Annotated in this window: 20 protein-coding genes; 15 read left to right on the forward strand and 5 right to left on the reverse strand. The window is 44.9% G+C overall.

Features of this window, described 5'->3' with window-relative positions:
* Nucleotides 1-12: 12 nt before the first annotated feature.
* On the reverse strand, nucleotides 13-645 hold the full coding sequence (locus tag NYE22_RS04825) for a YhcN/YlaJ family sporulation lipoprotein (protein WP_021480537.1): 633 nt from the start codon (nucleotides 643-645) through the stop codon (nucleotides 13-15).
* Nucleotides 646-758: 113 nt separating this feature from the next.
* On the opposite strand from NYE22_RS04825, the gene NYE22_RS04830 reads away from it, so the two are divergent.
* The 3 genes from NYE22_RS04830 to nucF are packed head-to-tail and all read left to right on the forward strand — an operon-like array spanning nucleotide 759 to nucleotide 2291.
* The gene (locus NYE22_RS04830; protein WP_003228682.1) at nucleotides 759-1034 is read left to right on the forward strand and encodes a YutD family protein; all 276 of its coding nucleotides are present in this window, start codon (nucleotides 759-761) and stop codon (nucleotides 1032-1034) included.
* 23 nt (nucleotides 1035-1057) lie between these two features.
* Nucleotides 1058-1492 (forward strand): DUF86 domain-containing protein, encoded by a 435-nt coding sequence (locus tag NYE22_RS04835; protein ID WP_003228684.1) that lies wholly within the window; start codon nucleotides 1058-1060, stop codon nucleotides 1490-1492.
* Between the two features lie 28 nt (nucleotides 1493-1520).
* Entirely contained in the window at nucleotides 1521-2291 is a 771-nt protein-coding gene (gene nucF, locus NYE22_RS04840) for a 5' nucleotidase NucF (protein WP_021480535.1), read from the forward strand.
* A gap of 26 nt (nucleotides 2292-2317) precedes the next feature.
* Here the strand turns inward: nucF and NYE22_RS04845 are convergent, their stop codons facing one another.
* Complete coding sequence (locus tag NYE22_RS04845) at nucleotides 2318-2818, reverse strand: phosphatidylglycerophosphatase A (RefSeq protein WP_003243814.1); 501 nt, start codon at nucleotides 2816-2818, stop codon at nucleotides 2318-2320.
* A 152-nt stretch (nucleotides 2819-2970) separates the two neighbouring features.
* Here NYE22_RS04845 and cotNH point away from each other — a divergent pair, with 152 nt between their 5' ends.
* The 5 genes from cotNH to NYE22_RS04870 all read left to right on the forward strand — a co-directional run bounded on the left by cotNH (nucleotide 2971) and on the right by NYE22_RS04870 (nucleotide 9557).
* Nucleotides 2971-4023, forward strand: coding sequence for a spore coat-associated protein CotNH (gene cotNH, locus NYE22_RS04850; protein WP_342412357.1), 1053 nt, complete (start codon nucleotides 2971-2973; stop codon nucleotides 4021-4023).
* A gap of 167 nt (nucleotides 4024-4190) precedes the next feature.
* Nucleotides 4191-5492: a homoserine dehydrogenase gene (locus NYE22_RS04855; protein WP_014477878.1), complete on the forward strand. Its 1302-nt coding sequence runs from the start codon at nucleotides 4191-4193 to the stop codon at nucleotides 5490-5492.
* Complete coding sequence (gene thrC / locus NYE22_RS04860) at nucleotides 5492-6550, forward strand: threonine synthase (protein WP_032727094.1); 1059 nt, start codon at nucleotides 5492-5494, stop codon at nucleotides 6548-6550. The genes NYE22_RS04855 and thrC overlap by 1 nt, the downstream gene beginning before the upstream one ends.
* Nucleotides 6547-7476, forward strand: a complete 930-nt coding sequence (gene thrB / locus NYE22_RS04865; RefSeq protein ID WP_003228699.1) for a homoserine kinase — start codon at nucleotides 6547-6549, stop codon at nucleotides 7474-7476. Before thrC ends, thrB begins: the two co-directional genes overlap by 4 nt.
* Before the next feature lie 107 nt (nucleotides 7477-7583).
* A complete protein-coding gene (locus tag NYE22_RS04870; protein WP_342412358.1) occupies nucleotides 7584-9557 on the forward strand; it encodes a S9 family peptidase in 1974 nt (657 codons plus the stop codon).
* 42 nt (nucleotides 9558-9599) lie between these two features.
* Here the strand turns inward: NYE22_RS04870 and NYE22_RS04875 are convergent, their stop codons facing one another.
* Nucleotides 9600-9935, reverse strand: coding sequence for a NifU family protein (locus tag NYE22_RS04875; RefSeq protein WP_010886606.1), 336 nt, complete (start codon nucleotides 9933-9935; stop codon nucleotides 9600-9602).
* Between the two features lie 99 nt (nucleotides 9936-10034).
* Here NYE22_RS04875 and NYE22_RS04880 point away from each other — a divergent pair, with 99 nt between their 5' ends.
* Nucleotides 10035-10361: a YuzD family protein gene (locus NYE22_RS04880; protein WP_049140550.1), complete on the forward strand. Its 327-nt coding sequence runs from the start codon at nucleotides 10035-10037 to the stop codon at nucleotides 10359-10361.
* Nucleotides 10362-10386: 25 nt separating this feature from the next.
* On the opposite strand, the gene NYE22_RS04885 is transcribed toward NYE22_RS04880, so the two are convergent.
* On the reverse strand, nucleotides 10387-11454 hold the full coding sequence (locus tag NYE22_RS04885; RefSeq protein WP_003228707.1) for an NAD(P)/FAD-dependent oxidoreductase: 1068 nt from the start codon (nucleotides 11452-11454) through the stop codon (nucleotides 10387-10389).
* Nucleotides 11455-11716: 262 nt separating this feature from the next.
* On the opposite strand from NYE22_RS04885, the gene NYE22_RS04890 reads away from it, so the two are divergent.
* From NYE22_RS04890 to paiB, 6 genes are all read left to right on the forward strand, one after another.
* Entirely contained in the window at nucleotides 11717-11953 is a 237-nt protein-coding gene (locus NYE22_RS04890; RefSeq protein ID WP_003222913.1) for a YuzB family protein, read from the forward strand.
* A 136-nt stretch (nucleotides 11954-12089) separates the two neighbouring features.
* Complete coding sequence (locus NYE22_RS04895; RefSeq protein WP_003228710.1) at nucleotides 12090-13304, forward strand: NupC/NupG family nucleoside CNT transporter; 1215 nt, start codon at nucleotides 12090-12092, stop codon at nucleotides 13302-13304.
* A gap of 122 nt (nucleotides 13305-13426) precedes the next feature.
* Nucleotides 13427-14281 (forward strand): diaminopimelate epimerase, encoded by an 855-nt coding sequence (dapF, locus tag NYE22_RS04900; protein WP_003243745.1) that lies wholly within the window; start codon nucleotides 13427-13429, stop codon nucleotides 14279-14281.
* 78 nt (nucleotides 14282-14359) lie between these two features.
* Nucleotides 14360-14722 (forward strand): iron-sulfur cluster assembly accessory protein, encoded by a 363-nt coding sequence (locus tag NYE22_RS04905; RefSeq protein WP_003244166.1) that lies wholly within the window; start codon nucleotides 14360-14362, stop codon nucleotides 14720-14722.
* Nucleotides 14723-15061: 339 nt separating this feature from the next.
* A complete protein-coding gene (paiA, locus tag NYE22_RS04910) occupies nucleotides 15062-15580 on the forward strand; it encodes a spermidine/spermine N(1)-acetyltransferase (protein ID WP_014477872.1) in 519 nt (172 codons plus the stop codon).
* Between the two features lie 23 nt (nucleotides 15581-15603).
* Complete coding sequence (gene paiB / locus NYE22_RS04915; protein WP_069322868.1) at nucleotides 15604-16227, forward strand: protease synthase/sporulation negative transcriptional regulator PaiB; 624 nt, start codon at nucleotides 15604-15606, stop codon at nucleotides 16225-16227.
* A gap of 73 nt (nucleotides 16228-16300) precedes the next feature.
* Here paiB and guaC read toward each other — a convergent pair whose 3' ends face one another.
* The gene (gene guaC, locus NYE22_RS04920) at nucleotides 16301-17281 is read right to left on the reverse strand and encodes a GMP reductase (RefSeq protein ID WP_014480732.1); all 981 of its coding nucleotides are present in this window, start codon (nucleotides 17279-17281) and stop codon (nucleotides 16301-16303) included.
* Nucleotides 17282-17486 lie beyond the last annotated feature (205 nt).

Here is a 17486-nt window from a genome sequence, read left to right on the forward strand (position 1 = left end):
CAAAACGCCAGATCATCTGGCGTTTTTGTCATTCCTATCGATTTTCATGTCCTGACGCGTTTCTCCATTGGCATTTTCATTCTCTGAGACAGGGCTTCCTTGCGGGGAGGTTTTCATTTCTTGAATCGTCCCCGACATGATCTCTCTGATATCCCTTGAACCAGAGCCGAGATTGCTGTAATTTTCGACGGACTGCATATGGTTTGGATTATCGGAAATATACACGTGATAGTATCGCGGTATCACGGAAGCCGCTGTTTTTTTCACCTGATCGGCGGTCAGCTCCCGGTTTTTAGAATCGGTTTTGTATACGACAAGCGCTTCTCGGTCAGTCACCAATGTCGCAGCATCTTGAATATGGGGGAGCTGAACCGTTAAACTTGATATCATGTGAGCGGTTTCTTCCCGGTTCATCACCGGCGTTTTCTGCTGGTCTCCGTCAAATTGTTCTTTTTGATAGCGGACATAGCCAAATTGTTCGTTCTCATTATGCCTGTTAAAAGCCTCGTTGCGGTCCGACACATGAATGGGTTTGGTTTGATTCTGCGTCTGATTCCGGACATTTTGTGCATTATCCAATCCTGCGCCTCCGCACCCGGATAAAAGTCCGGTCAGCAGGCAGAGGCTGACAGCGGTTCGTTTCATTTATCAATCCCTCCTCATGTGTAGGGTAGCCAAATCGCATGATTTATTCTTTAGCAATTGATGGGGACGGGGCAATGAATTATGATAGGAATGAGTGAAAAAGAGGTGAGATCATGATTCTTATTCAAAATGCCGAATTTGAATTGGTGCACAATTTCAAAGACGGCTTCAACGAAGAGGCTTTTAAAGCCCGCTACTCCGATATATTAAATAAATACGATTATATTGTGGGAGACTGGGGATACGGTCAGTTAAGGCTCAAGGGCTTCTTTGACGACCAGAATCAAAAGGCAACCTTCGAAACGAAAATCAGCACATTAGATGAATATATTTACGAATACTGCAATTTCGGCTGTGCGTATTTTGTCTTGAAACGGATCAGAAAATAAATATACACAAAGGGGATGCTGTCATGTATTTTGTTGACAGAAGCAAAATCGAAAAAACACTAGGGTTCTTCGAGCACCAGCTGGCGCTATTTGACTCACAAACAGACTGGCAGTCTGAAATCGGGGAATTGGCACTTCAGCGTATAGGCCATCTGTTAATCGAATGCATTTTGGATACAGGCAATGACATGATTGACGGCTTTATTATGCGGGACCCGGGCAGCTATGACGACATTATGGATATACTTGTTGATGAGAAAGTTGTCACGGAAAAAGAGGGTGATGAGCTCAAAAAATTGATCGCCTACCGCAAAACGTTGGTTCAACAGTATCTGCTCGCTGACAGCGGCGAGCTTTACAGGCTGATCAAGGCGCATCAAACAGCTCTTCAGGACTTCCCGAAACGGATCAGAAGCTATTTGGAAACAGAGCTAGGACCTGTTTCTGCGTTTAAATAACAACTGGAAAGCCACAGGAGTGTTGGATATGAAAACATATAAAGGGTATTTAATTGATTTAGACGGAACGATGTACAATGGCACGGAAAAAATCGAGGAAGCGTGTGAATTTGTCAGAACGCTGAAAGATCGCGGCGTTCCTTATCTTTTCGTGACAAACAACTCTTCGCGCACACCGAAGCAGGTAGCGGACAAGCTCGTGTCTTTTGATATTCCGGCAACAGAAGAGCAGGTCTTCACGACCAGCATGGCAACTGCCCAGCACATTGCACAGCAGAAAAAAGACGCGTCTGTGTATGTGATTGGGGAGGAAGGAATCCGCCAGGCGATTGAAGAAAACGGCCTGACATTTGGCGGAGAAAACGCGGACTTTGTCGTTGTTGGCATCGACCGTTCCATTACATACGAAAAATTTGCTGTCGGCTGCCTGGCAATCAGAAATGGCGCCCGCTTTATTTCCACTAACGGAGATATTGCGATTCCGACTGAAAGAGGGCTTCTGCCGGGAAACGGCTCACTGACATCAGTGTTAACCGTATCTACAGGTGTACAGCCTGTATTTATCGGCAAGCCGGAATCAATTATTATGGAGCAGGCGATGCGCGTTCTCGGCACAGATATGTCTGAAACACTCATGGTCGGCGACAACTACGCCACTGATATTATGGCCGGCATTAACGCGGGTATGGATACGCTGCTCGTTCACACAGGCGTAACGAAAAGAGAACATATAACAGACGATATGGAAAAACCGACTCACGCCATTGACTCTCTGACTGAATGGATTCCATACATTTGAAAAAAGGGCGCCCTAAAAGGGTGCCCTTATTCTGTATGCCGCGCGCGGTGAGCAAGTCTGCTTGAAGCCGCGGCGGAAATCGCTCCGACGATGTCATCTAAAAAAGTATGGCATTCACCGGTTGATTTATCATTCAATCGTTTAAGGATTCCGGGTTTTTCTTTGTCGATGTAACCGTAGTTCGTAAACCCGATCGATCCGTAAATGTTCACAATGGAAAATGCCAGAACTTCATCTACTCCATATAGGCTTTCATCTATTTCCAGCATCGTTTGCAGCGGTTCAGACAGTTTTTTCTGCTCAGCAAGAACATCCAATTCAATGCCCGTTAAAATCGCGTTTTGCACCTCGCGTTTTGCGAGAACACGATTGACGTTCAGCGTGCATTCATCAATGGTTAGATCCGGATGATATTTTTTCTGCAGAAAAAAGACAAGCTCGGCAATGTCTGATACCTCAACGCCGCGCTCCTTCATCCGTGCTCTTGCTTTAGCTTCCATCTGACTGAATTGTTCGTTTTCTGACATCAGCTTCACCCAATCTTTTTTACTAGTTTATACAAAATGCTTGAGAAGTTTACGACTTTTTCTTGCGCCTTCTTCGGATTAAAATATGTATTCATAATTCCGGCTGTGTATGACTACGATGTGATGAGCCCTAATTCAACAGGCAGGTGATCTTGGTGAAAGGTACAATAAAAGAAAAATACGGCATTCACATCAGGCAGCTTTCCATGTACCAGCACACATATCAATGCTTTCAGACGCCTAATTCATACTTTCTGATTGTCCCCGTTTCCCAATTCTCAGATACAGAGCTGGCGGAGCTTTATTACATGAGTCAGTATTTACAAGAACAAAGTGACCCATACGTTTCGGTTTTTATCTTTACAAAAGAAGGTGAGCTGACATTTGAACATGATGGAAAAACGTACGCTCTGCTGAAGGCGGCCCCCCCTTATTCAAACAGGGCGTTCTCCATTGGAGCGGAGCTGGCGGAATTTCACCGAAAAGGCCGAGGATATCCGTATGAGGTGAAGGCAGCCGGAAGAATCGGCCAGTGGAAGGATCTGTGGGGAAAACGAATTGATCAGCTGGAAGCATTTTGGCAGAGAAAGGTTCAGACCCCTCCGCATGAGCCATTCGATAAAAAAATGATCGAATCATTTCCCTATTATTTAGGACTGTCAGAAAACGCGATACAATATTTAGTGGACACTGAGCTGGATGACAAGCCCCAAGCCGCTGATTCAGGAACGATATGCCATCAGCGGATGGAAAGGCATACATGGTCACCGGAATCATTGATCAGGATTCCGGCCGATTGGGTGTTTGACCACGCTTCCCGTGATTTGGCTGAATATATGAGGCATACGTTTTTGCATCACAGACAAGATTTTAATCAGCAGGGTTTTCTCTTTTTACAGGAATACGAGCAAGTCACACCGCTGTCTTCATTTTCGAAACGCCTTTTATACAGCCGCCTGCTTTTCCCGCTTCATTATTTTGAAATTGTGGAAAACTATTACATGTCATCAGAATCAGAAAAGCATTATTTTGAAGAACAGCTTGACTTCATTCTTAATGACTGTGGGCGTTATGAACAATTTCTCATTACAGCGCAGGAATTCATGAATATGCGGGCGCAGAAGCTGTTTGTTCCCCGCGTCAGCTGGCTCGGCAAAGGCAGCTCAGGGGGAGGAGAAAATCTGACAAAAATAATTAGAAAATAAAGAATCTTGTCATATCAATGCATTAAGCGTTTACATTCGCAAAATTCAGCCTAATGCTGTCTTGTCAAAACAGGAGCAGGCTTATATAATGTTTGTAACTTATATGTCTGTGTTGAGTTAACAATTGTCTTTTTCAAGAGGACAATCAAAAGAAAGGTGGAGTTTTTTTGAAAGCGATTCGTGTAGGGCTTTTAGGTTTAGGTACCGTCGGAAGCGGTGTCGTTAAAATTATTCAAGACCATCAGGATAAGCTTATGCATCAGGTCGGCTGTCCGGTTACGATAAAAAAAGTGCTTGTAAAAGATATAGAGAAAAAGAGAGAAGTAGATTTGCCGAAGGAAGTGCTCACGACAGAAGTGTATGATGTCATTGATGATCCAGATGTTGATGTCGTCATCGAGGTGATCGGCGGCGTTGAGCAGACAAAACAATATTTGGTCGACGCGCTGAGATCGAAAAAGCATGTTGTCACAGCAAACAAGGACTTAATGGCTGTATACGGCTCCGAGCTGCTTGCTGAAGCGAAGGAAAATGGATGCGATATCTACTTTGAAGCCAGTGTTGCCGGCGGGATTCCGATTCTGCGCACGTTAGAGGAAGGCCTCTCATCTGATCGAATTACAAAAATGATGGGAATTGTGAACGGCACAACAAACTTTATCTTAACCAAAATGATCAAAGAGAAAAGCCCATACGAGGAAGTGCTTAAGGAAGCGCAGGATCTCGGTTTTGCCGAAGCTGATCCGACTTCTGACGTGGAAGGACTTGACGCCGCACGGAAAATGGCGATATTGGCGCGCCTCGGCTTCTCGATGAACGTAGATCTGGAAGACGTCAAAGTAAAGGGGATCTCCCAAATTACAGACGAGGACATCAGCTTCAGCAAACGCCTCGGCTATACAATGAAGCTGATCGGGATTGCTCAGCGTGACGGCAGCAAAATCGAGGTCAGCGTACAGCCGACACTGCTTCCTGACCACCATCCGCTTTCTGCTGTTCATAATGAGTTTAACGCTGTTTATGTATACGGCGAGGCTGTCGGTGAGACGATGTTCTACGGGCCGGGAGCCGGAAGCATGCCGACAGCGACATCCGTTGTTTCTGACCTCGTCGCTGTCATGAAAAATATGCGCCTCGGTGTAACCGGCAACAGCTTTGTCGGACCGCAATATGAGAAAAACATGAAATCGCCGTCTGACATTTATGCACAGCAGTTTTTAAGAATTCATGTAAAAGATGAGGTTGGTTCATTCTCGAAAATTACATCTGTGTTCTCAGAGCGGGGCGTGAGCTTTGAAAAAATCCTTCAGCTGCCAATTAAAGGCCATGATGAGTTAGCTGAAATCGTAATTGTCACACATCATACATCAGAAGCTGATTTCAGTGATATTTTGCAAAACCTAAATGATTTGGAAGTCGTTCAAGAAGTCAAAAGCACATATCGTGTAGAAGGGAACGGTTGGAGCTAATGTGGAAAGGACTTATCCAGCAATATAAAGAATTTTTACCTGTAACAGATCAAACACCGGCGCTAACTTTACATGAAGGAAACACACCTCTTATTCACCTGCCGAAGCTGTCTGAGCAGCTCGGAATTGAGCTTCATGTCAAAACGGAAGGCGTCAATCCTACGGGATCATTTAAAGATCGCGGAATGGTTATGGCTGTGGCAAAGGCAAAAGAAGAAGGCAATGACACGATTATGTGCGCGTCAACAGGTAACACTTCCGCTGCTGCGGCAGCATATGCAGCCCGTGCTAACATGAAATGCATTGTCATCATCCCGAACGGAAAAATTGCATTTGGAAAACTCGCTCAAGCTGTCATGTACGGAGCCGAGATTATCGCAATTGACGGAAACTTTGACGATGCGCTTAAAATTGTCCGTTCCATCTGTGAGAAATCACCGATTGCCCTTGTCAACTCAGTCAACCCTTACCGCATTGAAGGTCAAAAAACTGCTGCCTTCGAAGTGTGCGAACAGCTGGGGGAAGCGCCTGATGTTTTAGCGATCCCGGTCGGAAACGCGGGAAACATCACTGCGTACTGGAAGGGCTTCAAGGAATATCATGAGAAAAACGGCACAGGCCTTCCGAAAATGCGCGGCTTTGAAGCTGAGGGTGCGGCGGCAATCGTGCGCAATGAAGTGATTGAAAATCCGGAAACAATAGCGACAGCCATTCGTATCGGAAACCCGGCAAGCTGGGACAAAGCTGTAAAGGCAGCCGAGGAATCCAATGGGAAAATTGACGAAGTCACTGATGATGAAATCCTTCACGCATATCAGTTGATCGCCCGTGTAGAAGGCGTGTTTGCAGAACCAGGTTCTTGCGCGTCTATCGCAGGAGTGCTGAAACAGGTGAAATCCGGAGAAATTCCGAAAGGCAGCAAGGTCGTAGCTGTGTTAACAGGAAACGGACTGAAAGATCCGAACACAGCGGTCGACATTTCAGAAATCAAGCCTGTCACATTGCCGACTGATGAAGACAGCATCCTTGAATATGTAAAAGGAGCGGCCCGTGTATGAACGAAGCCGACATGCTGTTCTCTGTCACTGTTCCCGGAAGCACAGCTAACCTAGGCCCCGGCTTTGATTCAGTCGGAATGGCGCTCAGCAGATATTTGAAGCTGACCGTCTTTGAAAGCGACAAATGGTCTTTTGAGGCTGAAACAGAAACAGTCGCCGGAATTCCGGCGGGTACAGATAACCTGATCTATCAAGTGGCTAAACGGACCGCAGATTTGTACGGAAAAGAAATGCCTCCTGTCCATGTGAAGGTGTGGAGCGACATCCCGCTTGCACGCGGCCTTGGCAGCAGCGCCGCGGCGATTGTAGCGGCCATTGAACTGGCTGATGAATTATGCGGCTTAAAGCTGTCTGAAGCGGACAAGCTGCATTTAGCCAGTCTAGAAGAAGGACACCCGGACAATGCTGGCGCTTCTCTCGTCGGCGGACTTGTGATCGGTCTGCATGAGGATGACGAGACCCAAATGATCCGCGTCCCGAATGCTGACATTGACGTAGTCGTTGTGATTCCTTTTTATGAAGTGCTGACAAGAGACGCGAGAGACGTGCTTCCGAAGGAGTTTCCATATGCCGATGCCGTAAAAGCAAGTGCTGTCAGCAATATCCTCATTGCTGCGATCATGTCCAAGGATTGGCCCCTTGTCGGGAAAATCATGAAGAAGGATATGTTCCATCAGCCGTACCGGGCGATGCTTGTGCCTGAGCTGTCAAAAGTAGAGCACGTCGCCGAGATGAAGGGCGCATATGGAACGGCTCTCAGCGGAGCAGGCCCAACGATTCTCGTCATGACCGAAAAAGGAAAGGGAGAAGAGCTAAAAGAACAGCTCGCGCTTCATTTCCCTCATTGTGAAGTAGACGCTTTGACCGTTCCGAAAGAGGGAAGTATAATAGAGCGAAATCCTTTATATCAAGTAAAAAGTGTATAGATCATGCCAAGCGTTCCTCAGCGTCAGCGGAGGGCGCTTTTTTTTGCTGGAGATAAAGGAGTTTTTATTTAGAAAAACGAAATACATGTAAAAAGGAGGAGATGAATATGAAAAAGCTGATAACCGCAGACGACATCACAGCGATTGTCTCTGTGACCGATCCTCAATACGCCCCAGACGGCACCCGTGCCGCATATGTAAAATCACAAGTAAATCAAGAGAAAGATTCGTATACATCAAATATATGGATCTATGAAACGAAAACGGGCGGGTCTGTTCCTTGGACACATGGAGAAAAGCGAAGCACCGACCCAAGATGGTCTCCGGACGGGCGCACGCTTGCCTTTATTTCTGATCGAGAAGGCGAAGCGGCACAGCTGTATATGATGAGCGCTGAAGGCGGAGAAGCGAGAAAACTGACTGATATCCCGTATGGCGTGTCAAAGCCAATATGGTCCCCGGATGGCGAATCGATTCTGGTCACTGTCAGTTTAGGAGAGGGAGAAAGCATTGATGACCGAGAAAAAACGGAGCAGGACAGCTATGAACCTGTTGAAGTGCAAAGCCTCTCCTACAAACGGGACGGCAAAGGGCTGACGAGAGGCGCGTATGCCCAGCTTGTGCTTGTCAGCGTAAAGTCGGGTGAGATGAAGGAGCTGACAAGTCACAAAGCTGATCATGGTGATCCTGCTTTTTCTCCTGACGGCAAATGGCTTGTTTTCTCAGCTAATTTAACTGAAATAGATGATGCCAGCAAGCCGCATGATGTTTACATGATGTCACTGGAGTCTGGAGATCTTAAGCAGGTTACACCTCATCGCGGCTCATTCGGATCTAGTTCATTTTCACCAGACGGAAGGTATCTTGCTTTGCTTGGAAATGAAAAGGAATATAAGAATGCAACGCTCTCAAAGGCGTGGCTCTATGATATCGAACAAGGCCGCCTCACATGTCTGACTGAGATGCTGGACGTTCATTTAGCGGATGCGCTGATTGGAGATTCATTGATCGGTGGTGCTGAACAGCGCCCGATTTGGACAAAGGACAGCCAAGGGTTTTATGTCATCGGCACAGATCAAGGCAGTACGGGCATCTATTATATTTCGATTGAAGGCCTTGTGTATCCAGTTCGTCTGGAAAAAGAATACATCAATAGCTTTTCTCTTTCACCTGATGAACAGCACTTTATTGCCAGTGTGACAAAGCCGGACAGACCGAGTGAGCTTTACAGTATCCCGCTTGGACAGGAAGAGAAACAGCTGACTGGCGCGAATGACAAGTTTGTCAGTGAGCATATGATATCAATACCTGAAGAGATTCAATATGCTACAGAAGACGGCGTGACGGTGAACGGCTGGCTGATGAAGCCTGCACAAATGGAAGGTGAGACAACATATCCACTTATTCTCAACATACACGGCGGTCCGCATATGATGTACGGACATACATATTTTCATGAGTTTCAGGTGCTGGCGGCGAAAGGATACGCGGTCGTTTATATCAATCCGAGAGGAAGCCACGGCTACGGGCAGGAATTTGTGAATGCGGTCAGAGGAGATTATGGAGGAAAGGATTATGACGATGTGATGCAAGCTGTGGATGAGGCTATCAAGCGAGATCCGCATATTGATCCTAAGCGGCTTGGTGTCACGGGCGGAAGCTACGGAGGTTTTATGACCAACTGGATCGTCGGACAGACAAACCGCTTTAAAGCTGCCGTCACCCAGCGCTCGATTTCAAACTGGATCAGCTTTCACGGCGTCAGTGATATCGGCTATTTCTTTACAGACTGGCAGCTTGAGCATGACATGTTTGAGGACACAGAAAAGCTCTGGGACCGGTCTCCTTTAAAATACGCAGCAAACGTGGAGACACCGCTTTTGATACTGCATGGCGAGCGGGATGACCGATGCCCGATCGAGCAGGCGGAGCAGCTGTTTATCGCTCTGAAAAAAATGGGCAAGGAAACCAAGCTTGTCCGTTTTCCGAATGCATCGCACAATTTGTCACGCACCGGACACCCAAGACAGCGGATCAAGCGCCTGAATTATATCAGCTCATGGTTTGACCAATATCTCTAATAAAAAAAGCCAGGCTGATCAAATATCCGCCTGGCTGCTTTATTAAAAGACTTGTTCTACTTCAACGACACCCGGCACTTCTTCTAGAAGAGCGCGCTCAATTCCGGCTTTCAGCGTAATTGTTGAACTTGGGCAGCTGCCGCATGCGCCTAGAAGACGAAGCTTAACGATACCTTCATCTACGTCTACAAGCTCACAGTCACCGCCGTCACGAAGTAAAAACGGACGAAGTTTGTCCAGTACTTCCTGCACCTGTTCTTTCATTTCAACTTCAGTCATGACATTCGCTCCTTTCGTCGTCATAAAACCATTATATTCAGTGTAACAATAAAAATCTATTGTTTGGTTTGCAAAGTTGCTTTCCCTATTATAGCACATTCAGACTTCAACACAAAAACGGTTTTTTTCTATAAAAACGCCCTTAGGCTCTGTATACTTAAAAGAAAGGACTTACATAGGAGAAGGGGGCGTCTACAAGTGATGAAACCAGTCATGCTAAGCGTGTACGGGGCAGAAACCGTTTGTGCGAGCTGTGTCAATATGCCGACAGCCAAGGATACATACGAGTGGCTTGGGGCTGCGCTGAAAAGAAAATATCCAAATCAGCCTTTTGAGATGCAGTACATCGATATTCATGAGCCGCCTGACAATGAACATGCGAAAGAGCTTGCGGAAAAAATCAGAAATGACGAGTATTTTTATCCGCTTGTGCTTGTAGAAGACAAAATTGTCGGTGAAGGCAATCCAAAATTAAAAGACGTTTATGAGGAAATGGAGAAGCATGGGTATACAGAAAACCGCTGACTTGATCAGCGGTTCTTCTCAATCATTAACCGTTATGATGTTTATACATCCACAGCAAGCCGGATTTCAGCATACGCGGAACACGGCCGATCAGCGGACGGTCAGCAACAAGCCCGAAGCCGGCTTTTTTTCCGAGTGAACCGAGGACGCCTTTCAGCTTAAACTGAGGCATTGATTCAGGCAGGGCTTCTCCATTCCAGCGTTTTTGCAAGATTTGGACAATCTGCTCTGCTTGAGCCTCTGCCAGCTGGGCGCTCGGTGCATGAGGAAGGCTGGCGCAATCGCCGACAACGTACAGATGTTCATCACCTGGAAGATTATGATGAGGCGTTAATACAATACGCCCTTGTGCGTCCTTCTCCACATCTAAGTCTCTGACGACTTTGTTTGGCTGGATGCCGGCTGTCCACACGATGGCGTCTGCAGAAATCGGATCATCGTGGTTATACACAACGCCTTCTTCTACTTTTGTGATATTTGCCCTGTTAATAATGCGGACACCGTGCTCTTCGAACCATTTTTGCACATATTTGCTTAAACGCTCGGGAAAGCTTGATAAAATGAGATTACCGCGGTCGAACAAAATAATGTTCAGGTCATCACGGCTTTCTCTCAATTCACTTGCAAGTTCAACGCCGCTTAAGCCCGCTCCGACAATGGCGACGGTGGCATTAGCGCTCAGATTATTCAGCTTTTGGTAGGTTTCGCGGGACTGATCGATGGTTTGAATACTGTAGGTGAATTCAGGCGCTCCCGGCACGTTGTGATATTTATCCTCACAGCCGAGCCCGATTACGGCGTCATCGTAAGAAATCGGTTCACGATCTTGGAACAGCACTTGTTTTTGTACAATATCAATTGATGTGATATCACCGTATTGGACATCCAGGCGAGGGTGCTCTGGGAATGACACTCTGATATGATGGTCAGAAATTGTGCCTGCGGCAAGGGCATAATATTCTGTTTTCAAGCAGTGATAAGGATTTCTGTCAATTAACGTGATTGAAACATCATCAGGCAGCTGGTTTGGCAATAAGCGATGAAGAACACGCATGTTCCCGTAACCTCCGCCGATCAAGACCAATTTTTTCATTTGAATTCCCCTTTAATCCGAAGAGTATGATAGATACATTGAAGAAAATACGAACTATGTAAAATAACATCTAGAATTATATCGAATTTGATCTAAAATCACAATAATAGTTTCAAAATAACCTACAATTTAGCCTGAAAACACAAATTAGTAAAACGTTATTTGAGAAATAATATGTTACGATAATAAATTTTGAATCATCCGTTGTCTTTGACGAATAGTGAAAAATTCGCGATAATGGACATATGTGAGGTGAAACCGCATGAATCCAATGATTGAATTTTGTGTCAGCAATCTGGCTCACGGCTCTCAGGAAGCCCGGGCGATTTTGGAGAAGGATCCCAACCTTGATGTCCTTGAATATGGCTGCTTAAGCTACTGCGGGACATGCATGGAATCGCTTTTCGCTCTGGTAAACGGAGAAGTCGTCATGGGTGAAACGCCTGCTGAGCTTGTTGAGAATATATATACCTTTATTGAAGAAAATCCAATGTTTTAAAGAAAAGGGCCTGGACAGGCCCTTTTTTATTTTGTCGTACAAAAGAACTAAAAAAATGTGTAGACATCAAAAAATATTATTGTTATCGTATAAAAGATATTTTTTTAAATAAAATTTAAGAGGTGTACGAGTATTCATGAATGTTCTGTGGGGGCTGCTGGGCGCAGTTGCGATCATTGCTATCGCGTTTTTATTTTCAGAAAAGAAAAGCAATATTAAGATAAGAACCGTCATCGTTGGTTTATGCACACAGGTGGCGTTTGGATACATCGTGTTGAAATGGGAAGCGGGACGCGCTGTTTTTTTATGGTTTTCAAGCCGTGTACAGCTTCTGATTGACTATGCGAATGAAGGCATCAGTTTTATTTTTGGACCGCTTCTAAAGGTCGGAGACAGTCCGGCATTTGCATTAAGTGTACTGCCCGTTATCATATTCTTCTCAGCACTGATTGCAGTTTTATATCATTTGAAAATCATGCAGCTCGTTTTCCGTGTCATTGGCGGCGGATTGTCGAAGCTCCTTGGAACAAGCAAAACGGAATCTCTGGCGGCTGCTGCCAATATTTTTGTAGGACAATCAGAATCTCCGTTAGTGATCAAACCCCTGATTGCCGGGCTGACGCGCTCTGAGTTGTTTACGATTATGACGAGCGGTCTATCGGCAGTAGCGGGATCTACCTTGTTTGGGTACGCGCTTCTCGGTATTCCGATTGAATACTTGCTGGCGGCCAGCTTTATGGCTGCTCCAGCTGGACTAGTCTTTGGTAAATTGATTATACCCGAAACGGAAAAAACGCAAACCGTAAAAAGCGATTTCAAAATGGATGAAGGCGAAGGCGCAGCCAATGTCATTGACGCAGCTGCAAAGGGAGCGTCAACAGGACTGCAAATTGCGTTAAACGTTGGGGCGATGCTGCTTGCGTTCGTTGCGTTAATCGCTGTAGTAAACGGTATTCTCGGCGGGGCTTTCGGCTTGTTCGGTTTAAAAGGCGTAACTTTAGAATCCATTCTCGGCTATGTGTTTTCTCCTATCGCCTTTTTGATTGGCGTGCCTTGGCATGAAGCATTGCAGGCGGGAAGCTATATCGGCCAGAAATTGGTGCTGAATGAGTTTGTCGCTTATTCTAACTTCGGTCCGCACATCGGCGAGTTTTCTAAGAAAACTGCTACCATTATCAGTTTCGCGTTATGCGGATTCGCCAATTTTTCATCAATTGCGATTATGCTTGGTACGCTGGGCGGATTAGCGCCCAGCCGCCGTTCAGATATCGCACGTCTCGGCCTGAAGGCTGTTCTTGCAGGAACATTAGCCAATCTGCTCAGCGCAGCCATTGCCGGCATGTTTATATAAACGATAAAAGCTCCTTGCGTCAGTGCAAGGAGCTTTTATGTATGAAAAACGGGGGATAATTGTATTGTGTCCGCTTATAATAGCTTTTATACTAAGAAAAAGAAAAAAAGTTGGAGGCACCTATGAACTCATTTCGATTTACCAAAATGCACGGCCTGGGAAACAGTTATATTTATGTGAATCAATTTGAAGAACAGCTTCCAGAAGAAAAACTGTCAGAGATTGCAATTCAGGTTTCTTCTGTTTATACAGGGATCGGATCCGACGGAATGATCCTGATATGCCCATCAGACCAAGCGCCTGTTAAAATGCGGATTTTTAATAATGACGGGTCTGAAGGGAAAAACTGCGGCAACGGCCTGCGCTGCGTCGCAAAATACGCATATGAGCATAAGCTGGTTGAGGAAACATCTTTTCTGATTGAAACTCTCTCCGGGCTTGTAAAAGCGGAGGTTCAAGTCGAAAACGGAAAAGTGAATGTGGTCACTGTCGATATGGGCGAACCGCGCTTGACAAAATCCGAGCTCCCGATGCTTGACGGCGGGGAAGAGCACACAATCAATGAAACGATGGCATTTGGTGAAGTAGAACTAACAGGCACTGCCGTTTCAATGGGAAATCCGCATATCGTTTTTCCGATCGCAGACATTGAACAGGCACCCTTAACGACACTGGGGCCGGTGATTGAGAAAGATCCGAGATTTCCGGAAGGCATCAATGTGGAATTCGTTGAAACCGTGAATGAACAAGAATTGCATTTCCGCGTCTGGGAACGGGGATCAGGGATTACTCAGGCATGCGGGACAGGAGCATGTGCAGCGGCGGTCGCATCTGTATTAAACGGCGTATCAAAGCGAAATCAAGACATCACGGTGCATTTAGCAGGCGGGGATTTGGTGATAAACTGGAAAGATAACGGCCATGTAATGATGACAGGGCCGGCTGAAACCGTTTGTGAGGGTGTCTATTTCTTGTAAAACACCTTGTTTGAGAATTGGAACGATCATGTTTATAATAAAAGACAGCAACCGGTTTTTAAAAGGAGGTTCACAATGATGAGCAACCCGGTAACAATTACAGAAGCAGCAGCTTTGCATATAAAAGATATGATGAAAGAGCATGAAGAAGAAAACGCGTTTCTGCGTGTAGGCGTCAAAGGCGGCGGCTGCAGCGGACTTTCTTACGGCATGGGCTTTGAGCATGAAAAGAGTGAATCAGACAGTGTGTTTGATCAGCACGGCATCACTGTTCTAGTTGACAAAGAAAGCCTTGACATCATGAACGGCACCGTGATTGATTATAAACAATCCATGCTCGGCGGCGGCTTCACCATCGACAATCCAAACGCCATCGCTTCATGCGGCTGCGGTTCTTCGTTCAGAACAGCAACGAATGCAGGCAAGCCTGAAGAGTGCTAGGCACTAAAAACGGATAGCAACTATTACTGACGCTTTTCTTAGCGATAAATCATCGTTAAGGGAGGCGTTTTTATTATGGGGAAATGATGCAGAGAGTTCCGGGAACTTCGGCATGAGAAACGCTGCTTTGTTGTTTGATTTTTGTTGTAAATACAGCAAAGTTACGCTATATTTAATGCGGAGTATATTTTATTGCATTTACAACAAAATCACGATAGGGAGTTGATGATGAAGAAGATTTTTGGAATGGTAACAAGGCCAGTATCTGTTCCGTGTTTAGATATATTAAAAAGGGACACAAGACAATTGATTTTTTAATAAAGGGGCTGAATCCGAACAATGAGTGTAAAAATGAAAAAATGCAGCCGGGAAGATTTACAAACACTTCAACAATTGAGTATTGAAACATTCAATGACACTTTTAAAGAACAGAACTCACCTGAAAATATGAAAGCCTATTTAGAAAGCGCATTTAACACTGAGCAGCTGGAAAAAGAGTTATCCAATATGTCTTCGCAATTCTTTTTTGTTTACTTTGATCATGAAATCGCTGGATATGTAAAGGTCAATATCGATGATGCTCAGTCTGAAGAAATGGGTGCTGAATCACTTGAAATCGAGAGAATTTATATAAAGAACAGCTTTCAAAAACATGGGCTTGGCAAACATCTGCTGAATAAAGCGATAGAAATTGCGCTGGAACGTAATAAAAAGAACATTTGGCTAGGCGTGTGGGAAAAAAATGAAAATGCCATTGCCTTTTATAAGAAAATGGGGTTTGTTCAGACCGGCGCCCACTCTTTTTATATGGGTGATGAAGAGCAAACGGATTTAATCATGGCTAAAACACTCATATAATATTTTTCGAAGGGTGGATGATGATGTATATTCCAAAATATTTTAAAGTCACAAATGCTGAAGAAATTTGGAATTTTGTACAAGAAAACTCCTTTGGTACGATTGTCACAACAGAACAAGGAAAACCAATTGCCACACATTTGCCGTTAGGATTCAATAAAAAAGACGATCATTACTATATTACGGGGCATTTCGCTTATGGAAATCCTCAGTGGAGAACGTTTGAAGCCTGTGAAGATGTACTTGTGATGTTTCAGGGACCGCACGCTTATATTTCTTCTTCCTGGTATTCTCGCGAAAATGTTCCGACGTGGAATTATCAGGCTGTCCACATGTATGGAAAAGCAAGTATGTTAGAGAAAGATGAATTAGCAGAAGAATTAACAATCATGCTGGAGAAATACGAAAAACATCGTGACAATCCTGTTTTATGGGATAAGCTTTCTCCAAAACTCTTAGAACGTGAATTGAAAGGTATCGTTGGATTTAAGATTAAGGTGGAAGATATTCAAGCGGCATATAAATTAAGCCAGAACCGAAATGAAACGGATTATATGAACATTATTGAACAGTTGCAAAATGAAGAAAATCCAAATGCAAAACAAATGGCAGAACTGATGGAAGATAAATTCAAAAAGCAAATATAAGCTTACTTTGCTGAAGAAGTAGCAGAAAACGCCAACTCAAGCGGAGAACCGCTGACTTGGCGTTTTTTTATGATTAATATTTATCCCCATTAAAAATGGAATTCTTCACAATCACATAATCCACATTGCGGATGGCGTCAAGCTTTGTTCCGCCTGCATAAGAAATAGAAGATTGAAGATCCTGCTCCATTTCAATCAGTGTATCCTTGATTGAGCCTTTATGCGCCACATGCATTTTTTTGCCTTCGACATTTTTCTTTTCGCCTTTTTGGAATTCAGAGGCTGAGCCGAAGTACTCCTTGTAAAGCTTTCCGTCTTTTTCGATCGTTTGGCCTGGCGATTCTTCGTGTCCGGCAAATAGTGAACCGATCATGACCATCGTTGCGCCGAATCGGATTGATTTTGCGATGTCGCCATGGGTGCGGATGCCGCCATCCGCGATAATCGGTTTGCTGGCAGCCTTGGCACACCAGCGCAGCGCTGCTAATTGCCAGCCGCCTGTGCCGAAGCCGGTTTTGATTTTCGTAATACATACTTTTCCCGGTCCGATGCCGACTTTAGTGGCATCCGCTCCCGCATTTTCAAGCTCTCTGACTGCTTCCGGCGTTCCGACGTTGCCAGCAATAACAAAGCTGTCCGGCAAATGTTTTTTAAGGTGCTGGATCATTTCAATGACAGCATTTGAGTGCCCGTGAGCAATGTCAATTGTCACGTATTCAGGAGTCAGATTTTCTTCTGCCAGTTGGCGGACAAATTCATACTCCTCATCTTTGACGCCCACGCTGATAGAAGAGAATAACCCGCGTGCGTTCATATCTTTAATAAAATCAATCCGTTTTTCAGGTTCAAATCGGTGCATCACATAAAAGTAGCCATTTTCGGCTAATGAAATCGCTAGTTTTTCATCTATAATCGTCTGCATATTGGCAGGGACGACGGGCAATTTAAATGTACGTCCGCCTAAACGTACGGATGTATCACATTCTGAACGGCTATTTACAATGCATTTTGCAGGAATTAGCTGAATATCTTCGTAATCAAATACGTTTTCCATGTTTTTCACTCCTAAAAACGAATATTTAAAAGTATAATATATGAAATGTTCGCCTTCTATAATGTACTCTGTTTTATTTAGGATGTCAAACATTATGATTTGCTGGCAGGTATGGTGCAAGTGCCGAAGCTTGTCATGCAGGGTGAGTTTAGGTATCATAGTTTTAACGAATGGTCTTAGAGAGCGGATCAAAACGCGAATGATA

It is taken from the genome of Bacillus sp. FSL K6-1560, assembly GCF_038592935.1.
Lineage (GTDB): Bacteria > Bacillota > Bacilli > Bacillales > Bacillaceae > Bacillus > Bacillus subtilis.